Annotated in this window: 19 protein-coding genes, 1 tRNA gene and 1 pseudogene; 8 read left to right on the top strand and 13 right to left on the bottom strand. The window is 57.5% G+C overall.

Translation table 11 applies throughout. The annotated features are described in order from the left end of the window. Position 1 precedes the first annotated feature (1 nt). From Q4D83_RS05760 to Q4D83_RS05750, 3 genes are all read right to left on the bottom strand, one after another. Positions 2-847: a carbohydrate ABC transporter permease gene (locus Q4D83_RS05760; protein WP_303173772.1), complete on the bottom strand. Its 846-nt coding sequence runs from the start codon at positions 845-847 to the stop codon at positions 2-4. Then, positions 847-1,692: a carbohydrate ABC transporter permease gene (locus Q4D83_RS05755; RefSeq protein ID WP_303173771.1), complete on the bottom strand. Its 846-nt coding sequence runs from the start codon at positions 1,690-1,692 to the stop codon at positions 847-849. Before Q4D83_RS05755 ends, Q4D83_RS05760 begins: the two co-directional genes overlap by 1 nt. A gap of 65 nt (positions 1,693-1,757) precedes the next feature. Continuing rightward, a complete protein-coding gene (locus tag Q4D83_RS05750) occupies positions 1,758-3,089 on the bottom strand; it encodes an ABC transporter substrate-binding protein (RefSeq protein WP_303173769.1) in 1,332 nt (443 codons plus the stop codon). A gap of 271 nt (positions 3,090-3,360) precedes the next feature. On the opposite strand from Q4D83_RS05750, the gene Q4D83_RS05745 reads away from it, so the two are divergent. After that, positions 3,361-4,497, top strand: a complete 1,137-nt coding sequence (locus Q4D83_RS05745; protein ID WP_303173768.1) for an ABC transporter ATP-binding protein — start codon at positions 3,361-3,363, stop codon at positions 4,495-4,497. Here the strand turns inward: Q4D83_RS05745 and Q4D83_RS05740 are convergent. Continuing rightward, positions 4,465-5,313 carry a glycerophosphodiester phosphodiesterase family protein gene (locus Q4D83_RS05740; RefSeq protein WP_303173766.1) on the bottom strand — a complete coding sequence of 283 codons (849 nt, stop codon included), beginning with the start codon at positions 5,311-5,313 and terminating at the stop codon, positions 4,465-4,467. The two genes, Q4D83_RS05745 and Q4D83_RS05740, sit on opposite strands and share 33 nt — an antisense overlap. Before the next feature lie 1,952 nt (positions 5,314-7,265). Here Q4D83_RS05740 and Q4D83_RS05735 point away from each other — a divergent pair. After that, positions 7,266-9,491 (top strand): annotated as a pseudogene (locus Q4D83_RS05735) ((Fe-S)-binding protein); the annotation flags it as partial. A gap of 484 nt (positions 9,492-9,975) precedes the next feature. Then, entirely contained in the window at positions 9,976-11,493 is a 1,518-nt protein-coding gene (locus Q4D83_RS05730; protein WP_303173762.1) for an HNH endonuclease signature motif containing protein, read from the top strand. Here Q4D83_RS05730 and Q4D83_RS05725 read toward each other — a convergent pair. Further along, on the bottom strand, positions 11,420-12,349 hold the full coding sequence (locus Q4D83_RS05725) for a permease (RefSeq protein WP_303173761.1): 930 nt from the start codon (positions 12,347-12,349) through the stop codon (positions 11,420-11,422). The two genes, Q4D83_RS05730 and Q4D83_RS05725, sit on opposite strands and share 74 nt — an antisense overlap. Next, on the bottom strand, positions 12,346-12,972 hold the full coding sequence (locus tag Q4D83_RS05720) for a hypothetical protein (protein ID WP_303173759.1): 627 nt from the start codon (positions 12,970-12,972) through the stop codon (positions 12,346-12,348). Before Q4D83_RS05720 ends, Q4D83_RS05725 begins: the two co-directional genes overlap by 4 nt. Positions 12,973-13,020: 48 nt before the next feature. On the opposite strand from Q4D83_RS05720, the gene Q4D83_RS05715 reads away from it, so the two are divergent. Genes Q4D83_RS05715 through Q4D83_RS05705 form a run of 3 tightly spaced genes read left to right on the top strand, consistent with a single transcriptional unit; the run spans position 13,021 to position 16,077 of the window. Then, entirely contained in the window at positions 13,021-13,575 is a 555-nt protein-coding gene (locus tag Q4D83_RS05715) for a DUF1707 domain-containing protein (RefSeq protein WP_303173757.1), read from the top strand. A 43-nt stretch (positions 13,576-13,618) separates the two neighbouring features. Next, a complete protein-coding gene (locus Q4D83_RS05710) occupies positions 13,619-14,863 on the top strand; it encodes a pyridoxal phosphate-dependent aminotransferase (protein ID WP_303173755.1) in 1,245 nt (414 codons plus the stop codon). Positions 14,864-14,865: 2 nt separating this feature from the next. Then, complete coding sequence (locus tag Q4D83_RS05705; RefSeq protein ID WP_303173753.1) at positions 14,866-16,077, top strand: YibE/F family protein; 1,212 nt, start codon at positions 14,866-14,868, stop codon at positions 16,075-16,077. On the opposite strand, the gene Q4D83_RS05700 is transcribed toward Q4D83_RS05705, so the two are convergent. Then, a complete protein-coding gene (locus Q4D83_RS05700; RefSeq protein WP_303173752.1) occupies positions 16,058-16,642 on the bottom strand; it encodes a metallophosphoesterase in 585 nt (194 codons plus the stop codon). The two genes, Q4D83_RS05705 and Q4D83_RS05700, sit on opposite strands and share 20 nt — an antisense overlap. A gap of 80 nt (positions 16,643-16,722) precedes the next feature. Here Q4D83_RS05700 and Q4D83_RS05695 point away from each other — a divergent pair, with 80 nt between their 5' ends. Next, positions 16,723-17,031, top strand: a complete 309-nt coding sequence (locus Q4D83_RS05695; protein ID WP_303173750.1) for a transposase — start codon at positions 16,723-16,725, stop codon at positions 17,029-17,031. On the opposite strand, the gene Q4D83_RS05690 is transcribed toward Q4D83_RS05695, so the two are convergent. From Q4D83_RS05690 to dcd, 5 genes are read right to left on the bottom strand one after another with little or no spacing between them, the layout of a single operon-like run. Continuing rightward, positions 17,028-17,957, bottom strand: a complete 930-nt coding sequence (locus Q4D83_RS05690) for an ABC transporter substrate-binding protein (protein WP_303173749.1) — start codon at positions 17,955-17,957, stop codon at positions 17,028-17,030. The two genes, Q4D83_RS05695 and Q4D83_RS05690, sit on opposite strands and share 4 nt — an antisense overlap. Next, entirely contained in the window at positions 17,954-18,490 is a 537-nt protein-coding gene (locus Q4D83_RS05685; RefSeq protein WP_303173748.1) for an ABC transporter permease, read from the bottom strand. The genes Q4D83_RS05690 and Q4D83_RS05685 overlap by 4 nt, the downstream gene beginning before the upstream one ends. 46 nt (positions 18,491-18,536) lie before the next feature. Beyond that, positions 18,537-19,178 (bottom strand): ABC transporter permease, encoded by a 642-nt coding sequence (locus Q4D83_RS05680; protein ID WP_303173746.1) that lies wholly within the window; start codon positions 19,176-19,178, stop codon positions 18,537-18,539. After that, complete coding sequence (locus Q4D83_RS05675; protein ID WP_303173745.1) at positions 19,175-19,972, bottom strand: ABC transporter ATP-binding protein; 798 nt, start codon at positions 19,970-19,972, stop codon at positions 19,175-19,177. The genes Q4D83_RS05680 and Q4D83_RS05675 overlap by 4 nt, the downstream gene beginning before the upstream one ends. A gap of 6 nt (positions 19,973-19,978) precedes the next feature. Then, positions 19,979-20,542: a dCTP deaminase gene (gene dcd / locus Q4D83_RS05670; protein WP_303173743.1), complete on the bottom strand. Its 564-nt coding sequence runs from the start codon at positions 20,540-20,542 to the stop codon at positions 19,979-19,981. 82 nt (positions 20,543-20,624) lie between these two features. Between dcd and Q4D83_RS05665 the strand changes: the two genes are divergently transcribed. Beyond that, positions 20,625-20,698 (top strand) — tRNA-Gly (locus Q4D83_RS05665). Between the two features lie 58 nt (positions 20,699-20,756). Here Q4D83_RS05665 and Q4D83_RS05660 read toward each other — a convergent pair. Beyond that, positions 20,757-22,295, bottom strand: a complete 1,539-nt coding sequence (locus tag Q4D83_RS05660; protein ID WP_303173742.1) for a VaFE repeat-containing surface-anchored protein — start codon at positions 22,293-22,295, stop codon at positions 20,757-20,759. Between the last annotated feature and the right edge of the window lie 217 nt (positions 22,296-22,512).

Below are 22,512 nucleotides of genomic sequence, written 5' to 3'. Positions count from 1 at the left end.
ATCAACCCTTCACGGCACCAGCCGCCACACCTTCAATGATGTACTTCTGGGCCGAAATATAGAACACCACAATCGGGATAATGGCCAACACCAGCATCGCCATCATCGCACCAAGGTCGCGGTTACCATTGGAACCGACGAAGGACTGCACCACCACGGGGATGGTCTTGTACTCGGTGGACAAACCGATCACCAGATACGGCAGCAGGTAGTCGTTCCACACCCACATGGCGTTGAGGATCGCAACCGTAATCGCGGTGGGCTTCAGCATAGGCAACACCACACGGAAGTAGGTTTGCAGTGGGCCACAGCCGTCGATCATGGCGGCTTCCTCAATTTCCAACGGAATGGACTTCACAAAGCCGGAGAACATGAAAACCGACAAGGCGGAACCGAAACCAAGGTAGAGGATCGTAATGCCAACGGGATTGTTCAAATTCAGGGTGTCGGCGATCTTAACCGTTGGGAACATCACCATTTGGAAGGGGATGACCATGGAAAACACGAACAGATAGTAGATCGCGTTGGTCCACCAGCTCTTAACGCGGGTGATGTAATACGCGGTCATCGCGGAGAAAAACACGATCGCGATCACGGACAAAATCGTGATGACGAAGGACCAGATAATGGCCCAGAAGAAACCGTCCCGCAACAAGCCGACGGCATAGTTCTCAAACCCGACCCACATGTCACCGAGCGGTACGGCGAACGCGTGATCGGAGATGGCGAACTTGCTCTTGAAGGAGTTCATCAGGATGAACAGGATTGGTCCCACGAACACGCAGGTGAGGAATACCAAGATGGCGTACATAAAGATCTGTACGGGGCCGATCTTTTGGGTTTTCATTATGCTTCCACCTCTCGGCTGCGGGTAACCTTCAACTGAATGAGGGCGAAGATAACCACGACCACCACGAAGATCACTGCCTTCGCTTGGCCCACGCCTTCCACGCCGACGCGACTAAACATGGTGTTCACGATGTTCAGGGCGACCATCTCTGTCTGAGCCTGGGGCGCACCGTTGGTCAACGCGAGGTTTTGGTCGAACATTTTGAACGTGTTCGCAAAGGTGAGGAACATGCAGATCGTGATGGACGGCATCACCATCGGGATGGTCACGTGCCGCAGCACGCCCCACTTCGAAGCACCGTCGAGTTGGGCCGCCTCAATGAGCTCCGGCGGCACGTTTTGCAGACCGGCGATGTAGATGATCATCATGTAGCCGACGAGCTGCCAGTTGATCAACACGATCAAACCGAGGTAACCATACTTCCAGTCCGCGATAATCGTGGTGCCGTAATTGGCCAGCACCGCATTAATCATGGACTGCCACGTATAGCCGAGCACGATGCCACCGATCAGGTTCGGCATGAAGAACACCGTGCGGAAGAAGTTCGTTCCCGCCAGCTTTCTCGTCAACGCCCACGCAATGGCGAAGGCGAATACGTTCACCGTTACCAGTGAAACAACGACAACAAGTGCTGTGAAGCCGAACGAGGCGACGAAGCCCTCGCGCTCACTAAAGGCTGCTACGTAGTTATCAATGCCGTTGAACTCGGCATCGGAAATCGTGGTGAAATCCGTAAACGACAGCAGGAAACCAATAATGAACGGCACGAGGAACGCGATCGCGAACGCGATCAGCGTCGGAAGCACAAATATTGGGAAGTACTTTTTTAATGACGCTTGCATAGGATTGCCATTCTGTATGCGATGTGGGGCCCGCAATTGGACCCCACATCAAACGCTAGGAGCTTCTACTTTTTGGAAGCAGCTTTTTCAGCCGCCCAATTGTCAACGAAGGTCTTTACAACCTCGTCCCAAGAAATGTTGCCGGATGCGTACTGGCCCAAAGCCTGGCCAAAGTCATCCTTGAACTGCTGGGAGGGGAAGTACTGGAAGTCCCACGGGACCGGGGTGAGCTCTTCATCATTGATCGCCGCGGCAATCTGGGTAGCCAACGGATCGTTCGGGGCGTCTGCCTCGGTGTAGTTGTTGAACGGCGCGATGAAACCGAGATCCTCAACCACGTGGGTCTTGCCCTCGTCGCTGGTGAACAGCCAGTTAATAAAGTCGATCGTGGCCTTCTGGTCTTCCTCGGTAGCCTTGTTGTTCACGGCGAGGTAGTTTTCGGTACCAACCGCAAGGCCCTGCTTCTCTTCACCCTTGATGCCGGTGTAGATCGGCATGAACTTGATTTCGTCTTCCTTGACGACGTTGCCGGATACTTCCTTGATCTGGCCCCACGCCCAGTTACCGTTTTGCACCATGGCCGCCTTGCCCTGCGCGAATTCCGCCATGGAGTCAGTCACGGACTTCGACGGTGCCAGGGTCTTCTCCACGGTGGAGTTCTCCAGGTACAGGTCGAAGATGTTCTGATATTCCTTGTTGTACTTGAACTTCAGCTCGTCGGTGTCCTCCACGCCCAAGTCCTGCAGCTCGTAGTGCACCGGGATGTTGGCCAGGTGGGTGTACCAACGCCAATCCTCGCCGGATGCCAAGGAGGTGGAAGCGAACGCGCCCTGGATGCCAAGCTGGTCCTTCTTGGACTGCATATCCTCGGCCACGGCCTTCAGCTTGTCAAAGTTCTTGATCTCTTCAACGCTGGTCGCCTTCGCGCCCGGCATGGCGAAGTACTTGTCAAAAATGGCCTCGTTGTAGATGATGCCGTAGCCTTCCACGGCAAACGGCACGCCGTAGACCTTGCCATCTTCGCCCTTGAGCGCCGGGACGTCATCTTTGAGCGCCTTGGTGATATCTGCATCGGTCAAGTCAGCCGCATATTTCTGCCAGTTTTGCAGGCCAACAGGGCCGTTGAGCTGGAACAAGGTCGGGGCGTCCGACTTGCCAACTTCCGCCTTCAGCGTTTGCTCGTAGGTACCGGAAGCAGCGGTGACCACCTTGACGGGAACACCCGTTTCCTTGGTATACGCTTCCGCGACCTTCTTGTAGGCGCTTTCCTGTTCGGGTTTGAAGTTCAGAAAGTAGACGCCCGGTTTGCCATCATCCCCCGAGCCCGAGCAGGCCGCGAGACCGCTGACTGCAATAGCACCGGAAAAAAGGGCCGCAAGAACGCGCTTGTGCACCATGAAGTGTCCTTCCAATAAGGGAATTCCTCCTTCGCAGGAGGTGAATATAGTCTCATCGTACTAGAGGGAGTGACCAGTCATGAAATGGTGCGAACCTTTTGGCTTAAATCACAATGTCGAACATTTGTGTGCCATTAAGAGAAGGGTTAACTAGCGTGACATTTCGCATACATTACCGTGCAGAGAGTGGTAATATCCGGCTTTGAGCTAGGCGCCCGTCTAGCCCTCTCACTACGGATCGTTCGGCACGTACCGCCGATGGAGGAAAACTATGGCAACCGTGACGTTTGAAAACGCCACTTGCATCTACCCCGGTGCCAGCACCCCAAGCGTGGATCGCGTGAACTTGGACATCGCCGATGGCGAATTCCTCGTGCTCGTGGGCCCATCGGGTTGCGGCAAGTCCACTACTCTTCGCATGCTCGCAGGACTTGAAGATGTAACCTCAGGTCGCATCCTTATTGGCGACCGTGACGTTTCCCACGTGGAACCCAAGAACCGCGACATCGCGATGGTGTTCCAGAACTACGCCCTCTACCCCCATATGACGGTGCGGGAGAACATGGGCTTCGCGCTCAAGATTGCTGGCATCGACAAAAAAGAGATCAACGATCGGGTTGAGAAGATCGCCCAAACCCTCGACCTCGCCCCCTACTTGGATCGGAAGCCGAAGGCTCTGTCTGGTGGCCAGCGCCAACGCGTTGCCATGGGTCGCGCAATTGTGCGCCGCCCCCAGGTGTTCCTCATGGACGAACCACTCTCGAACTTGGATGCGAAACTGCGTGTGCAAACACGCACGCAGATCGCCGCTTTGCAGCGCTCACTCGGGGTAACCACCCTCTACGTGACGCACGACCAGACCGAGGCGTTGACCATGGGCGACCGTATCGCCGTACTCAAGGCGGGTGTGCTGCAACAGGTGGGCACCCCGCAAGAGATGTACGACCGCCCCGCCAACGAGTTCGTCGCCGGGTTTATCGGCTCCCCCGCCATGAACATCGGCACCTTCAAGGTTGATTCCGACGGTGTTGCAACGCTCGGCAGCGCCCGTGTTCCGCTGTCGCTTGCCACCCGCAGCGCGCTTACCGACGCCGATGAAGGCAAGGTCACCATCGGGTTCCGCCCCGAAGCACTCGAGATTGTCAACGAGCAGGAAAACTCGATCCCGATTCAAATCGACATGGTCGAAGAACTCGGTTCGGACTCCTACCTCTACGGCCGCCTTGTCGGCGGTGGCGACTTGGGCTCCGGCACTGACGCCAACCCGGACGGCGAATCCACCGACCAGGTCATTGTCCGCACCGCCCCACGCACCGCTCCCCCCACCGGATCCACCATCCACGTCCGCATTAAAGAAGGTGCACAGCACAACTTCTCACATGCGACGGGTGAACGGTTGCCGGAGTAACAGGACTTTCGGGTAGTCCGTAATCAACCCATCAACGCCGAGGTCGATAAGCATTTGCATATCCTCCTCGGCGTTGACCGTCCACGGCACCACGCGCATACCGTGACTGTGCGCGCGTTCGATTAACGCGGCGTCGACAAGCCGAAAATCGGGGGAAAGGACGCTGATGCTGTGGCTGAGCGCGGCGTCGATAATGTCCCCGCCAGGGCCCCACGGCGAACCCTCAAACCACGTGGTTTCATCCCACAGCGCCACCAACGGAATGCGCGGATCCACTGCCCGCACCAGGGGAAACGTACGCCAATCGAAAGACTGCACCATAACTCTCGACGCCACGCCCCACTCCCTCACCGCGCGCATGATCGCCGCCACCGAAACTTCCGGCGACACACTCAACTGCGGGCGGTCCGCCTCTATTTTCGTCTCGATATTGAAGTGCACATCGTACCCCTGTGCGAGCTCGAAGACCTCCTCCAAGCGCACGATACGGTTGCCCGGCACCACCTGCGCGTGCGGAAACTCCGGCAGTAACTTCGCGCATTCCACCTCCCGCAGCTCCGCCCACGTCAACTCGCACACCAACTCCCCGACGCGCGACGAACACTTTTCCGGCAGCAGCACAGGGTCGTGCCACACCGCGGGTACGCCGTCGCGCGTGACCACAATGTCTAATTCAAGGGTAGTCACGCCGAGTTCCAGCGAATTCCGAAACGCGATCGCCGACTCTTCCGTCCAATGTCCCCGCCCTCCGCGGTGCGCTTGCACATCGAATCCTGCGGGGAGTGGGTAGATTTCTTGCCGTTTCACACTGTCCATAACCCCATTTATACCCCCGAATTTGGTCAACTCTCGGGATCCGCGACTTGGGAAAATGAAAAGTTTCACATCCGCCCAATCGATCGTATGAGCGTGCGGAAAGTCGCAAACCTGAAGGCTTACCAAGTGCACTCTTTAGCTCACAAAAGCGCGCGCACTAATGCCCATGTAACGCTCCAACTTTCCCTAACGATACTTGCTGCGAGGCGCGATCAAAATCACCCCCGCCCAAAATTGCGATGAATTCATGCGCAAATGCCAGTTCGGAGTTTTTCATTGTGAACTACCCGCAACGAAAGCGAGCGAGCAAACATCGCGCATTCCACGCTTTTACCGGCTGAAACTAGTTACACAACATCTTCGCGTTTATCAAAGGGGCTACAGGAGCCTCGCGGCCACCCGCAATTTTAACGGTAGCATGATAGCTACCTTTGCCTATAGGGAATTGAACAACGGTATCAAATTTCTACCTACCCCGCCGAGCACTTCACATTGCCCGCCGCAGAACAGCAGCTCCTGCCGCAATCATGCTGGTCATCACGATTGCCCCAACGCAAGCTCGGCGCAAAATCCAGAGGCAGATATTCCCCTCCCTATTCTCTATGACACTTCAATAAAATCACAACAATGTGCGACACCTCGCGCGCCTCAATGCATGCAACACATTCGAGCAAACTTAAGCACATTGCAAGCGGTTAATAATTCGTAGGAACTGCAACAAAATACGATTCTACAACGCCTTTTCCAGGCACTTTGACAAGCTTTTCCAGCAAAGATGCCACACGAGCTACAGCTTGCGGAATAAACAATATAACGGCATTAAGTTTATGCCTTTGCGGCCGTTTGTTCCCGCCCCTCCCCCAATCAAGCTCGCCATAACGTTCTATGCGTTACACTCCATGCAGAAACGTCAACAAGAAAAACAAAGTTTCAAAAAGTACCCCACCCAAGATTTATCTTGTGGCCTCTTTTTCTCATGCTGAGTTCATCTTGATTTCACGAAACGCTTTTACATTGAAGCCCATGAGCAGCGCAGTACGTCGCGGGTTATCGCAACCCTCGGCAGCTTGCACCACCAAACTCTGGTTGATCACGGTGGTGCAAGCGCAGACGATTTCCCAGCCGGGCGAGTCCCCGCTGGGTTCTCGGATGCTGCTGCGCGCACGTGGGTCAGATGTTCTTGGCCCGCTGCTCGGAACCCCAGCCACCGCACACCGGGAAACTTCGGTTGCAACAAAGTCTCTCCCCGGTGGTGCAGGTGGCAATGGGATTCACTACCCCACATCGCACAACTCAGGAAAGGCGGTAGCCGCTGGACTATTTGCAATAACTTACTTCCGTTTCACCGTGGTAGGCGGGCCCTGCACCGCACATTGTTGCACTGTAGGTTCTTTCAGCACGGGTCCAAGTAACAACCAGGCTGTTTCTCATCTTCGGTTTGCATTTTTCTTTTGCGCAGTATGGGACGCTGATACCTCACACGGCACTCGCTTGCACCGGGCTTCCCATGCGGCGCACCCTAGGTTTGTTATGTTGGGCCACCACGCCTCGGGATGCTACGCGCGACGAACCAACCTCGCTTGCGCGCACCACGGAGCACTCCCGAAGCGACATTCAAAACTTACCAAAACACAAGACTTCCGGATTGTGGCGTGGTTGGCAGGTGATTTGCACTCTTCTTGGGCTTCTGACGTGTCAACTGAACCGGCCAACCGCCCACAGCTCCGGATCGTAGATATAGAGTTTGCTGGGCACTCAGCGCGCGCAAAGTATGGAGACGATGTTTTGCTGGCGCTGAATTGCAACTCTGCATCTACAGGGGTTGAGCACGCCTTCTCGGAACCTCAGCCCCCACAAAACTTCATGACAACTCAAGAGATCGTGTTTCCCGAATATTCCTTTTAAGCTGTAGGTCAACTGTTTCAATGTCTTAGAAGGAACGTGATTCACCCATGCCCCTAGCCACCACCACGGTGTTTGGCATCGTAGGGATCGTTCTGTCGCTGCCGGCGTGGTTTGTTTTCCTCCGCGGAGCGCTTCGCCTAGTCCGCTTCGTGTCTGCGGGGCAACCCTCGCCGGGCCGCACAAACCAGCCGGCACGCAGGCTGATCACGCTCTGCAAGGAAGTGCTGTTCCACACGGAGCTCGCCCGCAAACCACTCGTCGCCGTAGCGCACTGGTGTGTGATGGTGGGGTTTTTACTTGGTTCGCTCGTATGGTTCGAGGCGTACATTCAAACCTTCGACCCAGCAGGCGGCTGGCCAGTACTCCACAGGCTCACCGCATACCACTTCATTGATGAGCTCTTAGGGCTTGCCACTGTCCTTGGCATCCTCACGCTTATTGCCATCCGAGTGCACGTCGGCAACGCTAACCGTGTCGATCGTTTTTACGGTTCCAACGCCCGCGCCGCACACTTCGTCGAGGCCGTAGTACTTGTCGAAGGCATTGGCATGCTGCTCGTCAAAGCCGGCAAAATAGCCACCTTCGGGCACGGCCACCCCATCGCCGATTTTCTCACCCTGCACCTTGCACGCCTGCTCCCTGCCAGCCCCGAACTGGTGAGCGCTTTTGCCTTGGTGAAACTACTCACCGGCATGGTGTGGTTATTCGTTGTCGGGCAGCAACTGCACTGGGGTGTAGCGTGGCACCGCTTCCTCGCGTTCTTTAACATTTTCTTCCAACGCAATCCGGATGGCCGCCCCGCCCTCGGCGCCCTCCCCAGCATCGACCTCGAAGTCAACCAGGGCGTGGGCACCCTCGCCGACGCCTCCTGGAAACTGCTTCTCGACGCCGCGACCTGCACCGAATGCGGCCGCTGCCAGGAACTCTGCCCCGCCTGGAACACCCAAAAACCGCTGAGCCCGCGTAAGGTAATCACTGACCTCCGCGATGCCGCACTCGAAGGCACCGACGTGCTCAAGCTCGTGGGCAACACCATCGCCGAAGACGAGTTATGGAGCTGCACCAACTGCGGCGCCTGCGTCGAACAATGCCCCGTCGATATCGAACACATCGACCATGTGGCAAACCTCCGCAGATTCCAAGTACTCGTCGAGTCCGAGTTCCCCAGCGAACTCACCGGATTGTTTAAAAACCTCGAAACCAAAGGTAACCCCTGGGGCCGCAATAACGCCGACCGCGCCGACTGGATCACCCAAGCGCGTCGCGACGGACTCACCGTACCCGAGTTCGACGGCTCCTTCGACGACACCGAGTACCTCTTCTGGGTAGGTTGCGCAGGAGCCTTCGACGACCAAGCGAAGAAAACCACCCGCGCCGTAGCAGAACTCCTCGAAACCGCCGGGGTGAAATACGCCGTCCTGTCCACTGGGGAGACCTGCACGGGCGACCCCGCCCGCCGCGCCGGCAACGAATTTTTGTTCCAAACCTTGGCCACCGCGAACGTCGATACGCTCAATAACGTGTTCGAGGGCGTCCCCGCGGGGCAGCGGAAAATCATCACAGGCTGCGCGCACTGCTTCAACACCCTGCGCAACGAATACCCCGACTTCGACGGCCACTACGACGTCCTCCACCAGACGCAGCTGCTCAACCGCCTCGTGCGCGAAGGTCGGCTCACACCGGTGCCCAGGGACGCTTCGGCGCGCGCCCCGATCACCTACCACGATCCCTGCTTCCTCGGCCGACACAACAAAGTGTTCGACCCCCCACGCGAACTTATCGACGCCGCCGGTGCCGAACTCCGCGACATGCAACGCGCCAAAAACGAAGGGTTCTGCTGTGGTGCTGGCGGTGCCCGCATGTTCATGGAGGAACACCTCGGCACCCGCATTGCCGACGCCCGCGCCACCGAAGCGCTCCACACCGGTGCCGAAACCATCGCCACCGCATGCCCCTTCTGCACATCCATGCTCGTTGGCGGCGTGAAATCCCAAGGCGGCAACGCCCACGTCAAAGACGTCGCACAACTCCTCCGCGACGCCATCCTCATCGACGGCCAACTCCCCAACCCCCAAACCCCCGAGTTCCTAGACCCCCCGCAACGCACAGACCGCAAACCACGCACCCCTGAAATTCCCGAGGTCCCTGCTGTTCCTTCGGCTGTTCCTGGTCCTCCTGTTGCTGGTGTTCCTGGTCCTCCTGTTGCTGGTGTTCCTGGTCCTCCTGCTGCTGGTGTTCCTGGTCCGCCGAGCGTGGCAGTACCCCCGCCCCCCTCGGCGAACGGAGACACTGGGGTTGATGATGCGGAATCTAGGGACTGACCTGCTATAGTTCCCATTAAAGGGATCGTATTTTCAAGCACCTTTCGGGCAGCTGGGGGTGGATTTATTCACCCCCAGCTGTGTACTTGAGAATGTGACCGGAAACATAGGTTTTTGTTTGCGGTTCTTAAGTCCTGCGGAAGGCTTTTTTGGTGGGGAGGGTCGCGGGCGTCGATAAGCGGGGCAGCAGGGGCGGATACAGCAGGTGTTCTATGCGCGATACCTCAACAAAGCCAAAAACAACGCTTTGGAAGTGTGCAACGTTTCCGCATGTTGTTTTCGCTGGTCAGCGAAGTAGAGCGGGGGTAGTTTTTGGCTAGCGTCCAACCCGTTTGCGCAGGTAAAGGCACTAGTAGCGGGGTTGCGGCAGCGATATAATGGAGGTACACAACGGCGAAATCGCAAGCACCGTTGCCGGAAAACTGGGGAGGTGGCAATGAAAAGCAGTGACATCGGGTTCCTGATGCAGAACGAAGACAATCTCATCGGCGAAGCTGAACTCTTGCAAAACAAGATTTTTATGCACTGCTACCTCCTCGCCACCCACGGCTTGGATTTCGGCACACTCAACATTCAAGCGTTGGTAAAGGAATTTGCCTCACAGAGCGGGCAGTACTCGGAACAGCAAATGCATAACATTGTTGGCGGTTGCTTCCTGCTCCACCATTACCTCCCGCGAGTAAAGCGGCTTGCGCTGGAGCAACACCTTGTGAATTACGAAAAGCTACGCACGCTGTGGAAATCGTTGATCACGGTTGCGTTAGACACGCCACAGGCGTTGTGGGATGAGCTGGATGCTGTGATCGTCGATACGCTGACGGCAAGTAAAGAAAACCAAACGCTGCCAACGAACCGGCGGCTGGCCGCGAAAATCCGCGACGAGTTGATCCGGCTGGGCGTGTACGAAGAATTCGAGGAGGAACCCACTCCCGAAGAAAACATGGCGAAGTTGGAAGCGATGCTCGGGGTGGAAATGCTCACGTCTCCGCACCCCGGCGTGAGCGTACTCAACGTCACCATGCCGAGCGACAACGCGTACGAGATCAAACAACGGCTCGAGGCCGTGGCAGAAAGCAACCACCTGCGAGAAGACGAAGTGCTCACCAACTATGTGTGTGGCACAGACAAAGACCGCGACACCACCTGTAGCGTGCGCTTGTTCGGCTTCGCAGACACTGCCGACGCCACGGACCTCACCCCCGTAAGCCTGCACGGCGTGGGGCGACTCACCACCGCGCAACAACAGCGCATCCAGAAACGCCACATTCAATACGACAGTATCCTCGCCGTAGCGGAGATCATTCGCGGCGTGCACAAAGCCACACCCGAGCAACGCCTGCTGGTCATGCTGCGTGACGGGACGTGCCGCTTCCCCGGCTGCAACGTGGACGCAATCTACTGCGAAATCGACCACATCATAAACTTTGAAGTTGGCGGGTGGACCACGCTGTCCAACCTGCAATGCCTGTGCAAGCACCACCACAACTTCAAGACGGACCGGCACGCGCAGGCCACATCCGACACCCTCGGCAATATCACCTGGGAATTCGCAACCGGGATGCGAGTAACCACCGTCCCACAAGGCATCCTCGCCGGCAAAGTTCAAGGAATGTTAGCTGGGATCGAAACAAGGCACGACCATCCCACGAAAACGGATGAGGATTACCTCGAACCCCCGATCCGAAATGACTTTGGCCGGTGGGGCACCACGCTCATCAACTATCGCAATAGGCAGCGGAAACGCTACCTGGAACGAAACCACCTGCGGGCAAACATTCCGCACAACCTACCGCTCGAGGAGGATCCCCCGCCGGCGAGTTTCGAACCACCGCCCGATGATGCCTGGCCGGGGCCGCCCGAAGACTACCTCCCGCCGGGTGCTACAACAGCAACGCGCCAACAACGACCGACGCCACCACGGCGCACCCAAGCACAAGCGGCAGAAACCGCATAGCAAAACGAGGACCAAACGTGCCCGCATGCAGGAGGATCAACTTCACATCAATCATCGGGCCAACCACCATAAACGCCAGCTGGGCAACAGGCGGGGCGTTAGTGAAACTTGCCGCCACGAACGCATCCGCCTCCGAGCACAAACTCAGGATGATCGCCACCAGCACGAAGAACAGCACAGCCAGCACCACGTTCGAAGCGAAACTGTGCGGGACCCACAGCTTGAACGCGGCCGCAACCATCGCGCCGGGGACGAGGAAACCGGCGGCTTGCAGAAAGTCCCGCGCCGCGACGTCGATAAACCCATGGTCATGGGCGTGCGTCTCCGGCATCTCAATCCTGTGCCCAATGCGCGACCACACCCAACCAACAACCACGGCGGCAATGAAACTCGCTAGGAAACGCGCCCACACCATGCGCGGGTTATCCGGAAACGCCACCGCCGTAGCCACAATCACCACGGGATTTACCGCAGGCGAGGCAACCAAAAACACCAACGCCTGCGCCTGGGACACCCCGCGACGCATCAACGAACGCGCAACCGGCACAGAAGCACACTCGCAAGCTGGCAACACCATCCCCGACAACGCCGCCACCGGCATATTCGTAGGTAACTTACGGAACACCGACGCCGGCACCCACGCCGAAATCGCGCCAGAAAGCACCGTCCCGAGAACAAGGAAAGGAATGGCTTGGACCATGATCGCCAAGAACACGGTGCCCCAAGTGTCCAAAGCTTGGGGCAATGTTACTGGGCGGCCCTCCGCAACCAGCACCACGAACGCTCCGCTGATCGCCACGGCTGCAAATAGGGGAAACGCCCACGCGGCGGTAGGAACGTGAATACGCGCATTCATAGGTACGGCCTTTCCGGCGCCTCAATGGGCGCGGCAGTTTCCACATCCACCGCCCCCTGCTTGGCGACGCCCGTGACCACCACCCACTCCGCGTCAGGCACCGCACCACGCATCGCCACCCCGTGCAATGTCGCGTCCGCCGCGCAGCACAACACTCGATAACGGGTAAGCATCCACCCCTCATCCGCCGGCGTCACCTGGCCAACCATACGTACGCGAGTGCCATCAATGTTCTCGTAGTGGGGAAAATCCACCACCGTCATGTCATTGATCCCCTCATGCAAGGGCGGCAGCTCCGCGTCGGCTTTGCCTGCGACCGTCACGCGCGGCGCAACCGGTAGCAACGGACCCGGCGCGGCAACCGCAACCAACGCCAAGGGAATCAGCAGCAGCACCCCAGCTCGAGTACCGTGGTGCGAGCCGATATTACAAAATGCGCGCCATTGCACAGCCAAACCAAGGGCGATCAACGCTACGGCGGCCGCCGCAACAAACCACATAAACCCCGGCTGCACGTACCGGTACACCAATCCGGACCAGCACAAACACAGCAAGGTCAGGCCGGTGGCAAACACCAGCGTCCCGCGCCCAACGTCCCCTGGTGCGGCATTCGTATGCTCCATACCTAACAGGTCTAACATTTCCCTGGCCAGTTCACTATTCTTGGGGCTATGAGCAACGAACACGTCCGAATTAGCGATGCGGAACGCAACAACGCTATCTCCCAGCTGGGGGCGCATTTCGCAGCCGGACGACTCACCTTGCCCGAATACGAAGACCGATGCGATCAGGTTATCTCCGCTACCACGCGGGGAGAAGTGCAGCGCATGTTCCGAGACCTGCCGGCGCACACCGACGAAGGCTCGTACACGGTGTCAGAAATTGACTCGCTGCGGCGCCGTAACGCGAAACCCAAGGCGGCCGCGGTAGCGTTCACCTCGATCGCGTCGGTGGCGGCGGGTTTCCTGCTCAGCCCCGTGTGGTCTGAAAGCGCCGTACTACTCTTGCTCATCCCCACCGTGATCACGTTGTTGTACGTCCTCAAGGTTGGGCCGAAGTCGTGGTACTTGCCGTCGCCGCGGCAACTCGAACGGGAGCGTATCCGCGAATTGCAGGCCCGCGCGAAAATGCGGGAATTGGAGATGCGGCAAGAAAGCCGCGCCCGCCAGCACGAATTGGCCAATCAGGCGCTGAACCTAGCACAGGGTTTCCTCAAGAGAAAGTGAAAAATCTCTCCCAATTTTCGGGGAGAAGTGGCACGATAGTGGAATGACTAGTGTGCCGCCCCGACGTAACCCCCGCGTATTCGACCAATCCGAAAAAATGAAGGATGTGCTGTATGAGATTCGGGGGCCCGTTGCGGCGGAAGCGGAACGCCTTGAACTCGATGGCCACCGCATTTTAAAGCTCAATACCGGCAACCCCGCCGTGTTCGGTTTCGACGCCCCCGATGTGATCATGCGGGACATGATCGCGGCGCTACCCACGAGCCAAGGCTACTCCAGCTCGAAGGGCATTATTCCGGCGCGGCGGGCGATTGTCACACGCTATGAGGTGATTCCTGGGTTCCCGTCCTTCGACGTGGATGATGTATTCCTCGGCAACGGTGTATCCGAACTTATTTCCATGACCACCCAAGCACTGCTCAACGACGGTGACGAGGTGCTTATCCCCGCGCCCGATTATCCACTCTGGACGGCAGCCACTTCCCTCGCCGGCGGCAAGCCCGTGCATTATCGGTGCGATGAGGAAAACGATTGGAGCCCGGACCTTGAGGATATTCGCTCAAAGGTCACGGAAAACACCAAGGCCATCGTGGTGATTAACCCGAACAATCCCACCGGCGCGGTGTACTCGCGGGATACGCTCAAGGCCATCGTGGAGGTAGCGCGGGAGCACGAGCTGCTGATCCTCGCGGATGAGATTTATGACCGCATCTTGTACGACGACGCGCACCATATTTCCATCGCCACCTTATGTCCGGACCTGTTGTGCATCACGTACAACGGTTTGTCCAAAGCGTACCGGGTGGCAGGCTACCGCGCCGGCTGGATGGTGGTGACAGGTCCGAAGCACCACGCCTTAGGGTTCCTCGAAGGCTTGGAGCTTCTGGCCGGCACCCGGCTCTGCCCGAACGTTCCCGCGCAGCATGCGATTCAGGTGGCGTTGGGCGGCAGGCAGTCCATTTTCGACCTCACCAAGCACGGCGGCCGGCTCCTCGAACAACGCAACGTTGCGTGGGAAAAACTCAACGAAATTCCCGGCGTAAGTTGCACCAAACCCATGGGTGCGTTGTACGCCTTCCCCCGCCTCGACCCCAATGTGCACGATATTCACGACGATGCGAAGATGATGCTCGACCTGCTGCGCCAAGAAAAAATCCTGATGGTGCAGGGAACTGGGTTTAACTGGCCAACGCCGGATCACTTCCGTGTGGTGACACTGCCACACGCCGATGACCTCGCTCGCGCCATCGAACGTTTAGGAAATTTCCTAGCAAGCTATAAACAATAGGTATGGGACGACATTCCACAGAGTTTGGCGAGACGCGATTCACCGTATGGCAATGGCTGCTCAGCATACTGCTCGTAGGTAGCTTCTTAGCGACGGCCGCGGGGTTAGTGCTGCTGTGGCCCTCCAGCGAACCACCACGCGTTGCCCCCGAATTCGCGAAAACGTCCGCATTGCCACAGGCCCAAGTTGATGGCCGCGTGGTGATCAGAGACACCGGGGAATGCAACTCCCCTTCCGTGGGCCGCGTCTTTGATACCTCACCCGTGACCTCCCTGGAGCAGCGGACGGATGAGTGCCAGCGCGCCATCGTAGAAATCCTGGAAGGTGACAACGAAGGCAAGCGCACGTTGCTCATGGTGAGCGAGAAACCGGGCGATCCGGACTTGCAGGAAGGCGAAGCCATCCGCATGAGCGAAACCACCGCGGCGGACGGCAGCCACGCGTACACCTTTACGGATTTTCAACGCGACTGGTCCCTAGCATTTTGGTTAGGGCTAACCGCACTCGGCATCGTCCTGATCGGCCTCGGCCCCGGCATTCGTTCCCTCGTGGGCTTAGTGCTCACCTTCGCGGCGGTGGCATTGTTCCTGCTGCCCGCATTGCTTCATGGCGGGCCACCCCTGCTGCTGGCCGTGGTGTGTGGCTCCGCAGTGCTCTTCCCCGTCCTGTATATCGTCCACGGCGTGAGCTGGAAGACTTCGTCCGCACTGTTCGGCACGATCGTTTCCCTTGGCTTAGCGGCAGGGCTTGCGCACCTCGCGATCGCGTCCAGCCAGTTACGCGGGCTTGGCGACGAAGACAACCTGCTGATCCAGTTGTACCTGCCCGATGTGACCGTGACGGGCCTCATGCTCTGCGGCTTTATTATTGGTGCGCTAGGCGTGCTCAACGACGTTACGATCGCGCAAGCGTCGACAGTGAACGAACTTGCCGAAATCGAACCCGACGCCTCCCCCTGGCGGCTCTTCACCGGGGCGATGAAGGTGGGGCGCGACCACATCGCCTCGATGGTGTACACCCTCGTCTTGTCTTACACGGGGGCGGCGCTTCCCCTATTGCTGCTGCTCAGCGTGGCGGATCGACCGTTCCTGCAAGTGCTCACAAGCGACATCATGGCGACGGAGCTGCTGCGCTCCGCGATCGGCGCGTTGGCGCTCACCCTCGCCGTCCCGATCACGACGCTGATAGCGGCGTTTACAGTTGAACCTGAGTGACCCGCCGCCACAGCTCCGAGGCATGGATCGGTTTGAGGTCGGTTGCCTCGAGGCAGATGTTCACGTGCCCTGGGGCGAGGGGTTTCGAAGAATGCGTATGCCCGTGCACCACGCATTCGAAACCATCGCGGGCGATCCATCGGCTGAGCTTCGCTGAACGATGCGGATCCTCAAGGCGAGGCAGATGGGTGAACAATACGCGGCGCCTTAGCACGAAATCGACCGCAATAAAATCAAACACTTGTTCGTATTTTGGGGTCCATGTGAGCATTTTCTTCAGCCCAAACTTCGGGTGGCAGGCATCGTGATTGCCAGGGGTAAGAATCATGGTGAGCCCCTTCGCTAGTTTCAACTCACGGAGTCGACCGAGAGCGTATTCGTCCTTTCCAACCGAGATATCCCCCAAGCAAACCAACGTGGAATTGTCCGGAATCCCATAAAGACCCCCCAAAATGGTGGTATCGTGTTCGCTTGTTGACGCGAATCCGCGCAATTGGGTGAGCAATGGATGACCTAGGTGCAGGTCAGAGGTGATCCAAAAATCGTCGGTATCAAAGCCAGACATCCTTGTCCAATTCCTTCGTTTTACTTGAGTTTTTCCAATTACACTGACTGTAAAACATCTCGATTGGAAGGATGATCGCTATGCCTATGAGTCGTCAATACTCCCCCGAATTCCAACAAAAAGCAGTCCGGGAAGTTTTGAAAGCACAGCGCGACATTCCAGAAATCGCACGCGAGTTCGGTGTGAGCACGGAAACGCTTCGGAACTGGGTCACCGCAGTGCAAGAACGCGAACGCCTCGCCAGCGTACAAAAGGAACAAGCCGAACTTATCGGGCTGCGGGAAGAAGTAGCAAAGCTCCGCGCCCAAGTCGCGGAGCTGCAAAAAGATCGTGACTTGGTCGACACCCTCGAAGCCTTCTTCAAAGAGCGCCGACATCAAGACACCTAACTCTGCTGCAGGAACTCAGTGGCAAGCGCCCTGGGTTCCTTTTTCTGATCCCCCACATTTTGAGCGTTCATATCCTTCAGCGCTTCGGTAGTGAGACGCTGATTCACCGTATTGAGAATCTCACGTGCCTCACTCGTAATCGCCTTACCCCGCATCAACGGCAACACATGCTGCGGAAGAACGAGATTCTTATTATCCTCCAACGTGACAAGGTCACTATCATACGTCGGTGAAGTGGTGTAAATGTCGGCGATGTCCGCCGCGCCGTCGTTCAGCGCGGCAATGGTGAGGGGGCCGCCACCATCAGCGATCGGCACCAGCTCAACCGAAGGAATGTTGTACACCTCCTGCAACCCCTTCGGCCCATACGGACGCTCCTTCAACTCCGGGTTACCCGCGAGCCGCAACCCCTCCATATCCTTAAGGTCTTCGAGCGTAACCAACCGGTGCTGCTCCGCAAACTCACGCGTCACGCGGAACGAATCCTTCGACTCCCCTGGAGCAACCGGGCCCGTGGAAAGGCCAGCGGGCAACACATGGTTCAACGCGTTGAGGACTTCCTCATTCGAAGCACCCACCGGCAGCTCCGCTTGGCCGGACTCTTTGATGTAGTACTGAGCTAGGTTGCCGGAATACTCCGGGACAAGATCAACAGTTCCCTCCTGCAAGGCGCGCAAGTAGGCCTCACGGGAGCCGATGCCGGAGCGTACCTCCACATCGAAACCCTCCTGTTCGAGGGCAACCGCCCAAATCTGGCCGATTATTTCGGATTCCGGAAAATTGGCGGTACCTATGGTGATGTGTTTGCCGTTTTGGACAGTCGTATTCGTCGAATCGGATTGAGAGCTAGTTGGTGTATTAAGCGGATCATGGACACAAGCAGCGAGGAAAAGCGCTGCTAAGGCACAAACTATGGTCTTATTCATCGGAGTCTCCGTTGCAGTATCGCTAATACACTATCCGCTACAAGGGCCAAAACCGTTACAGCCAACGCTCCGGTGAGGACTTGTGCGTAATCCCCCAGCGCCAAGCCGTCAATAACGTAACGGCCCAAACCACCCAAGCCAATAAAGGCCGCGATAGTCGCCGTAGAAAGGACCTGCAACACGCAAGAACGCAAACCGCCAACGATGGTAGGCAGGGCCAACGGGGTGGAAACTTTCAGCATGAGCTGCCCCTCCGTAAACCCCATCGCCTGGGCAGCATCCGTCACCTCAGGCGGGATGTTACGCACCCCGGCGACGGTAGCCGCCAGCAACGGCGGAATAGCCAACAGCAACAACACAATTGTGGTGGGTATCAGCGGAACGCGGATACCAAGGTAAAGGGTGAGCAATGTTAAGACGCCGAGCGAAGGCAACGCGCGCAACGCGCCAGCGCTGGCGAGAACGACGTCGGCAAGCCGAGTACGGGCGATCACTAAACCAAACGGAATTCCGACGAAGACGGCGATCCCCACGGCCAGAACAGAATAGGCTATATGTTCGCCGGTGTGAACGAGAAACTCAAGCACGGGCAGCCACCACCCAAGGCGTGGCAACGCGCTGCGCCAAAAAGAGCACAGCATCGAACACAACGGCTAGCAGCAGGGTGCCGAGAATGCCGAACACAATCTCGGTAGCGAAATAACGGTTAAAGCCATCCGTAAACAAGCTGCCCAGCGAATTCACGCCGATCAGGGCACCGACCGACACCAGACTAATCGTCGACGCGCTGACTACCCGCAAACCGGAAATCATTACCGGCAACGCCAAGGGAATCTCCACCGCGAAGAACTTTCTCCAGGTGGAATAGCCCATGGCGACAGCGGCATCGGATACATCGGCATCGATAGCATCAAAGGCATCCGTGGTGGTACGCACCTGCAACGCAAGGCCGTAGATAGCCATGGCGACGATAACGTTCCACGGCGAGAGGATCGAGGTGCCCAAAAATTGCGGGATCACCACAAACAACGCCAGCGATGGAATCGCATACATGAGCCCCGTTCCGACAACCAGAAACTCGCGCACACGTTTGTTGCGGTGCGCCCACCAACCGAGCGGGACCGCAAGCAGAAACGACATCAGAATCGGCGGCCACGACAGGTTAATATGAGCGAGCATGAGTTCGATCAGCATGTCCCGATTCGTGGTTGCCCAGGTCATGTAACCACCCCGTTCACGCGGCCATTACGGTCCACCACCACCGTGCGTCCGCCGCGCTGTTCAATACGCACCGCGCGATCCGCAACCCCCACAAAGCTCGCAACGAAATCATTCGCCGGATTGGTGACAAACTCCTCTGCAGTGCCGGCCTGCTCGATGTGCGCACTGGTGGACAACAGCACAATGTCATCACCGAGCTGGAACGCCTCATCAATATCGTGGGTAACCAACAAAATGGTCTTGTTCAGCTGGCGTTGCAAACGCATCACCAGCTTCTGCAACTCGCGCCGCACCACTGGGTCCACCGCGGCAAACGGCTCATCCATGAGCAAAATATCCGGATCCGCAGCCAGGGCGCGCGCCACCCCAACACGCTGAGCCTGGCCGCCAGAAAGCTCTGCAGGGTAGCGGCGCGCTAGTTCCGGGTGAAGATCCAACAACTCCATCAACCGCGGCACCCTCGCATCGGCATCCGGAAGCTTGTTCAAATGGGCAACGGTAGCGATGTTCTGCGCAACCGTGCGGTGCGGCAATAATCCCGCATTCTGCATCACATAGCCAATCGAACGCCGTAGCGTCACCGGGTCTACCCGGGAAATATTTTCTCCGCGGACCGTAATGCGGCCTTTTGTTGGCTCGACCATGCGGTTAACCATCCGCAGCAACGTCGTCTTGCCGCTGCCCGAAGAACCGACAAGGCAAGTCGTCTTGCCCTGTTGGAAGTGGTAGGAAAACCCATCCACAGCAGGCGTCGAAGAATCGAAAGTTTTTGTTACCCGATCAAAGGTGATCATACATTCCTAGCGGAAATTGAGGTACGCCTTAGAAGACGTAGGGCCGCGCTGGCCTTGGTACTTCGAGCCAAGCGCTCCAGAACCATAGGGAATCTCAGCGGGCGAGGACATAGAAAAGATGGCAAGCTGCCCAACCTTCATACCCGGCCACAAGGTGATAGGCAGATTAGCCACGTTAGACAGCTCAAGAGTGATGTGCCCTTCGAAACCGGGATCGATAAACCCAGCGGTGGAATGAGTAAGCAATCCCAACCGCCCTAAGGAAGACTTCCCCTCAAGACGACCAGCGAAATGCGCCGGAAGCCGAAACGTTTCGAGCGTAGCGCCGAGCACGAACTCACCTGGATGAAGGACAAAAGGATCCCCCTCATCCACTTCCACCAGGCTCGTGAGATCATCCTGCCGCTGCTTCGGATCAATGTGCGTATAGCGCGAATTATTGAACACGCGAAAAAAGCGGTCCATTCGAACATCGATACTGGACGGCTGAATGAGCTCAGCGTCAAACGGGTCGATGCCTAAGTGGCCCGCATCGATAGCTGCACGAATGTCTCGGTCTGAAAGAAGCACAACTTCATTCTAACGACAACCCCAGTCACATACACCCAATGATTCGGCATTGGGCGGGTGTAATGCTATGCTGAATCAGTCCGCCGATGTAGTTCAATGGCAGAACATCAGCTTCCCAAGCTGAATACGCGGGTTCGATTCCCGTCATCGGCTCCACGCACAAACAAACCCCTACCAGCGAAAATAAACGCAGGTAGGGGTTTTGTTGTTTTGGTTAACGTCGAGGAAGCTCGAGCTCAGGGGTGCTACGAACCACTAAGCCGCCAGCTTCCAGGCGGATGTTGGATTCGCAACCGCCGGAGCAGCCACCTTCGCAGCCGCCACCGTTGCTTTCACAGCTCTTCCCGCAGTCTTTGCCGGAGTCACAGCCGCCGCCGCAACCGCCGCTGCTGCCAAAGTCCGAGGAGCCGAAGGAACCGATCGAACCGGAGCCACCGCCGCACTCGTTGGCCACACGTACCGTTTGCTTACGGTCGTTAATGTCAGCATGTTCCGCGATGAGGTTGCCGTCTTCGTCGTAGGCACGCTCGAACACCACGAGGGTCTTGCCGGCGTAGCCTTCGGGAACCACGAACTTCATTTCCACCGTGCCGTCCGGCGATTCGGGGGTGAATTCCTTGGTTTCCTTGATGCCTGTGCTCTCGCCGGTGGCTTTGTCCATCAGCTCGCCCTTGAGAACGTACTTCTTGCCTACGATCAAACCGGTGTAGTCCACGACGTCGACAATCGTGCCGCCGCTCGGGGGCAGTACCTTGTCGCTGTCCTGCTCATCGGAAGCGGAGGTCTTGATGGACACATTGGTGCCCTCCCAGCGGATGGTGAACTCTTCGACCTTACGAACCACGTCGTTGTGCGTAACAATCAACGTCTGGCCGTGCTTGCCGTCATCCTTCTTCGTCACCACCAGCGCGCCGGAGATAACATCGCCCTCAGCAGACGCCGTAATCTTCGCCTCGCCAGCCTTTTCGTTGATCTTCACGTAGAAATCCATATCGGAGCGGATTTCAGAAGCGTTGATCTTCTTGCCGTCGGCGTCGACGATCTCACCATGGTCGGTGGAGATCTTCAGGGCGGCGGCGTTGGTCTTCACCCGCAGGGGACCCATCACGCCATTGTCTTGGCGGGTGGCTTTCGAGGCGTCAATCTCCACGGACAAGTCCAACGTGGAGGTTTCCGCACGCCCAACATTCGCGCTGCCCGTGAGATACTCGTACAGCTTGTACTCTGCGGACTTGATGGACTTGTCGTTCGTTTCCAAGCCCTTGTATTCGAACTCGTCGGACAGGATGCTCCAAATGGCACCTTGGGTCTGCGCGATAGCAGCCTCAACCGAAAGTTCTTCACTGCTCACGCCGATCGCGGCGCGGATTTCTTCGATGGACACAGCGGGATAGCTATTCGCTGCGATCCAGTTGACCTTGTGGCGAGCCGCCTCATCGGTCTTAAACTTGTTGTTACCTGGGAACTCGTCCCATTTCACAGTCTTCGCGTTGTCCGTGTATACCGCGGGCACACCGAACTCGATGCAATACGCGTGGCGAGTTTCACCGCCAGACTCCAGCTGGAACAGCTGCGTCGCACGCGTCTTGGACCCCTGGTAAACAGCCAACCCGGCGGGCCCCTGGGACACCTTCACCTGTGCGCCTAGTTCCTGCGCCTGCGCGCTGGGCATCAGCGCAACCACGCCGATGACTAAGGCGAACACAGAAAGGATCGCTAGAAAGAAGCGACTTTTCTGTAAATATACGATCATTTCACCCATCATTCTCTATCGGTAATGCGTCAAACCACATCACGGTGGATGGTTTTTCTTGAAAAACGAGCACTGGAAATCTGCGGAAAACCGGAGTGCATGATTAGCCGCAAATTATATACCCGCCTCACTCGCTGACCGTAGCACGAGCGATAGTATCGCAGGCAACCATTGGTGATGGGTCACAATTCGAAGTTTTCTTTATAAAGGCTTAGCG

This window comes from Corynebacterium sp., from assembly GCF_030532715.1.
Lineage (GTDB): Bacteria > Actinomycetota > Actinomycetes > Mycobacteriales > Mycobacteriaceae > Corynebacterium.
This window is presented reverse-complemented; position numbering and strand designations above follow the sequence as displayed.

Coding starts and splice junctions, on each gene's coding strand:
- Q4D83_RS05760 (WP_303173772.1), bottom strand. CDS start 847: ATGAAAACCCAAAAGATCGGCCCCGTACAGATCTTTATGTACGCCATC.
- Q4D83_RS05755 (WP_303173771.1), bottom strand. CDS start 1,692: ATGCAAGCGTCATTAAAAAAGTACTTCCCAATATTTGTGCTTCCGACG.
- Q4D83_RS05750 (WP_303173769.1), bottom strand. CDS start 3,089: ATGGTGCACAAGCGCGTTCTTGCGGCCCTTTTTTCCGGTGCTATTGCA.
- Q4D83_RS05745 (WP_303173768.1), top strand. CDS start 3,361: ATGGCAACCGTGACGTTTGAAAACGCCACTTGCATCTACCCCGGTGCC.
- Q4D83_RS05740 (WP_303173766.1), bottom strand. CDS start 5,313: ATGGACAGTGTGAAACGGCAAGAAATCTACCCACTCCCCGCAGGATTC.
- Q4D83_RS05730 (WP_303173762.1), top strand. CDS start 9,976: ATGAAAAGCAGTGACATCGGGTTCCTGATGCAGAACGAAGACAATCTC.
- Q4D83_RS05725 (WP_303173761.1), bottom strand. CDS start 12,349: ATGAATGCGCGTATTCACGTTCCTACCGCCGCGTGGGCGTTTCCCCTA.
- Q4D83_RS05720 (WP_303173759.1), bottom strand. CDS start 12,972: ATGGAGCATACGAATGCCGCACCAGGGGACGTTGGGCGCGGGACGCTG.
- Q4D83_RS05715 (WP_303173757.1), top strand. CDS start 13,021: ATGAGCAACGAACACGTCCGAATTAGCGATGCGGAACGCAACAACGCT.
- Q4D83_RS05710 (WP_303173755.1), top strand. CDS start 13,619: ATGACTAGTGTGCCGCCCCGACGTAACCCCCGCGTATTCGACCAATCC.
- Q4D83_RS05705 (WP_303173753.1), top strand. CDS start 14,866: ATGGGACGACATTCCACAGAGTTTGGCGAGACGCGATTCACCGTATGG.
- Q4D83_RS05700 (WP_303173752.1), bottom strand. CDS start 16,642: ATGTCTGGCTTTGATACCGACGATTTTTGGATCACCTCTGACCTGCAC.
- Q4D83_RS05695 (WP_303173750.1), top strand. CDS start 16,723: ATGCCTATGAGTCGTCAATACTCCCCCGAATTCCAACAAAAAGCAGTC.
- Q4D83_RS05690 (WP_303173749.1), bottom strand. CDS start 17,957: ATGAATAAGACCATAGTTTGTGCCTTAGCAGCGCTTTTCCTCGCTGCT.
- Q4D83_RS05680 (WP_303173746.1), bottom strand. CDS start 19,178: ATGACCTGGGCAACCACGAATCGGGACATGCTGATCGAACTCATGCTC.
- Q4D83_RS05675 (WP_303173745.1), bottom strand. CDS start 19,972: ATGATCACCTTTGATCGGGTAACAAAAACTTTCGATTCTTCGACGCCT.
- Q4D83_RS05660 (WP_303173742.1), bottom strand. CDS start 22,295: ATGATCGTATATTTACAGAAAAGTCGCTTCTTTCTAGCGATCCTTTCT.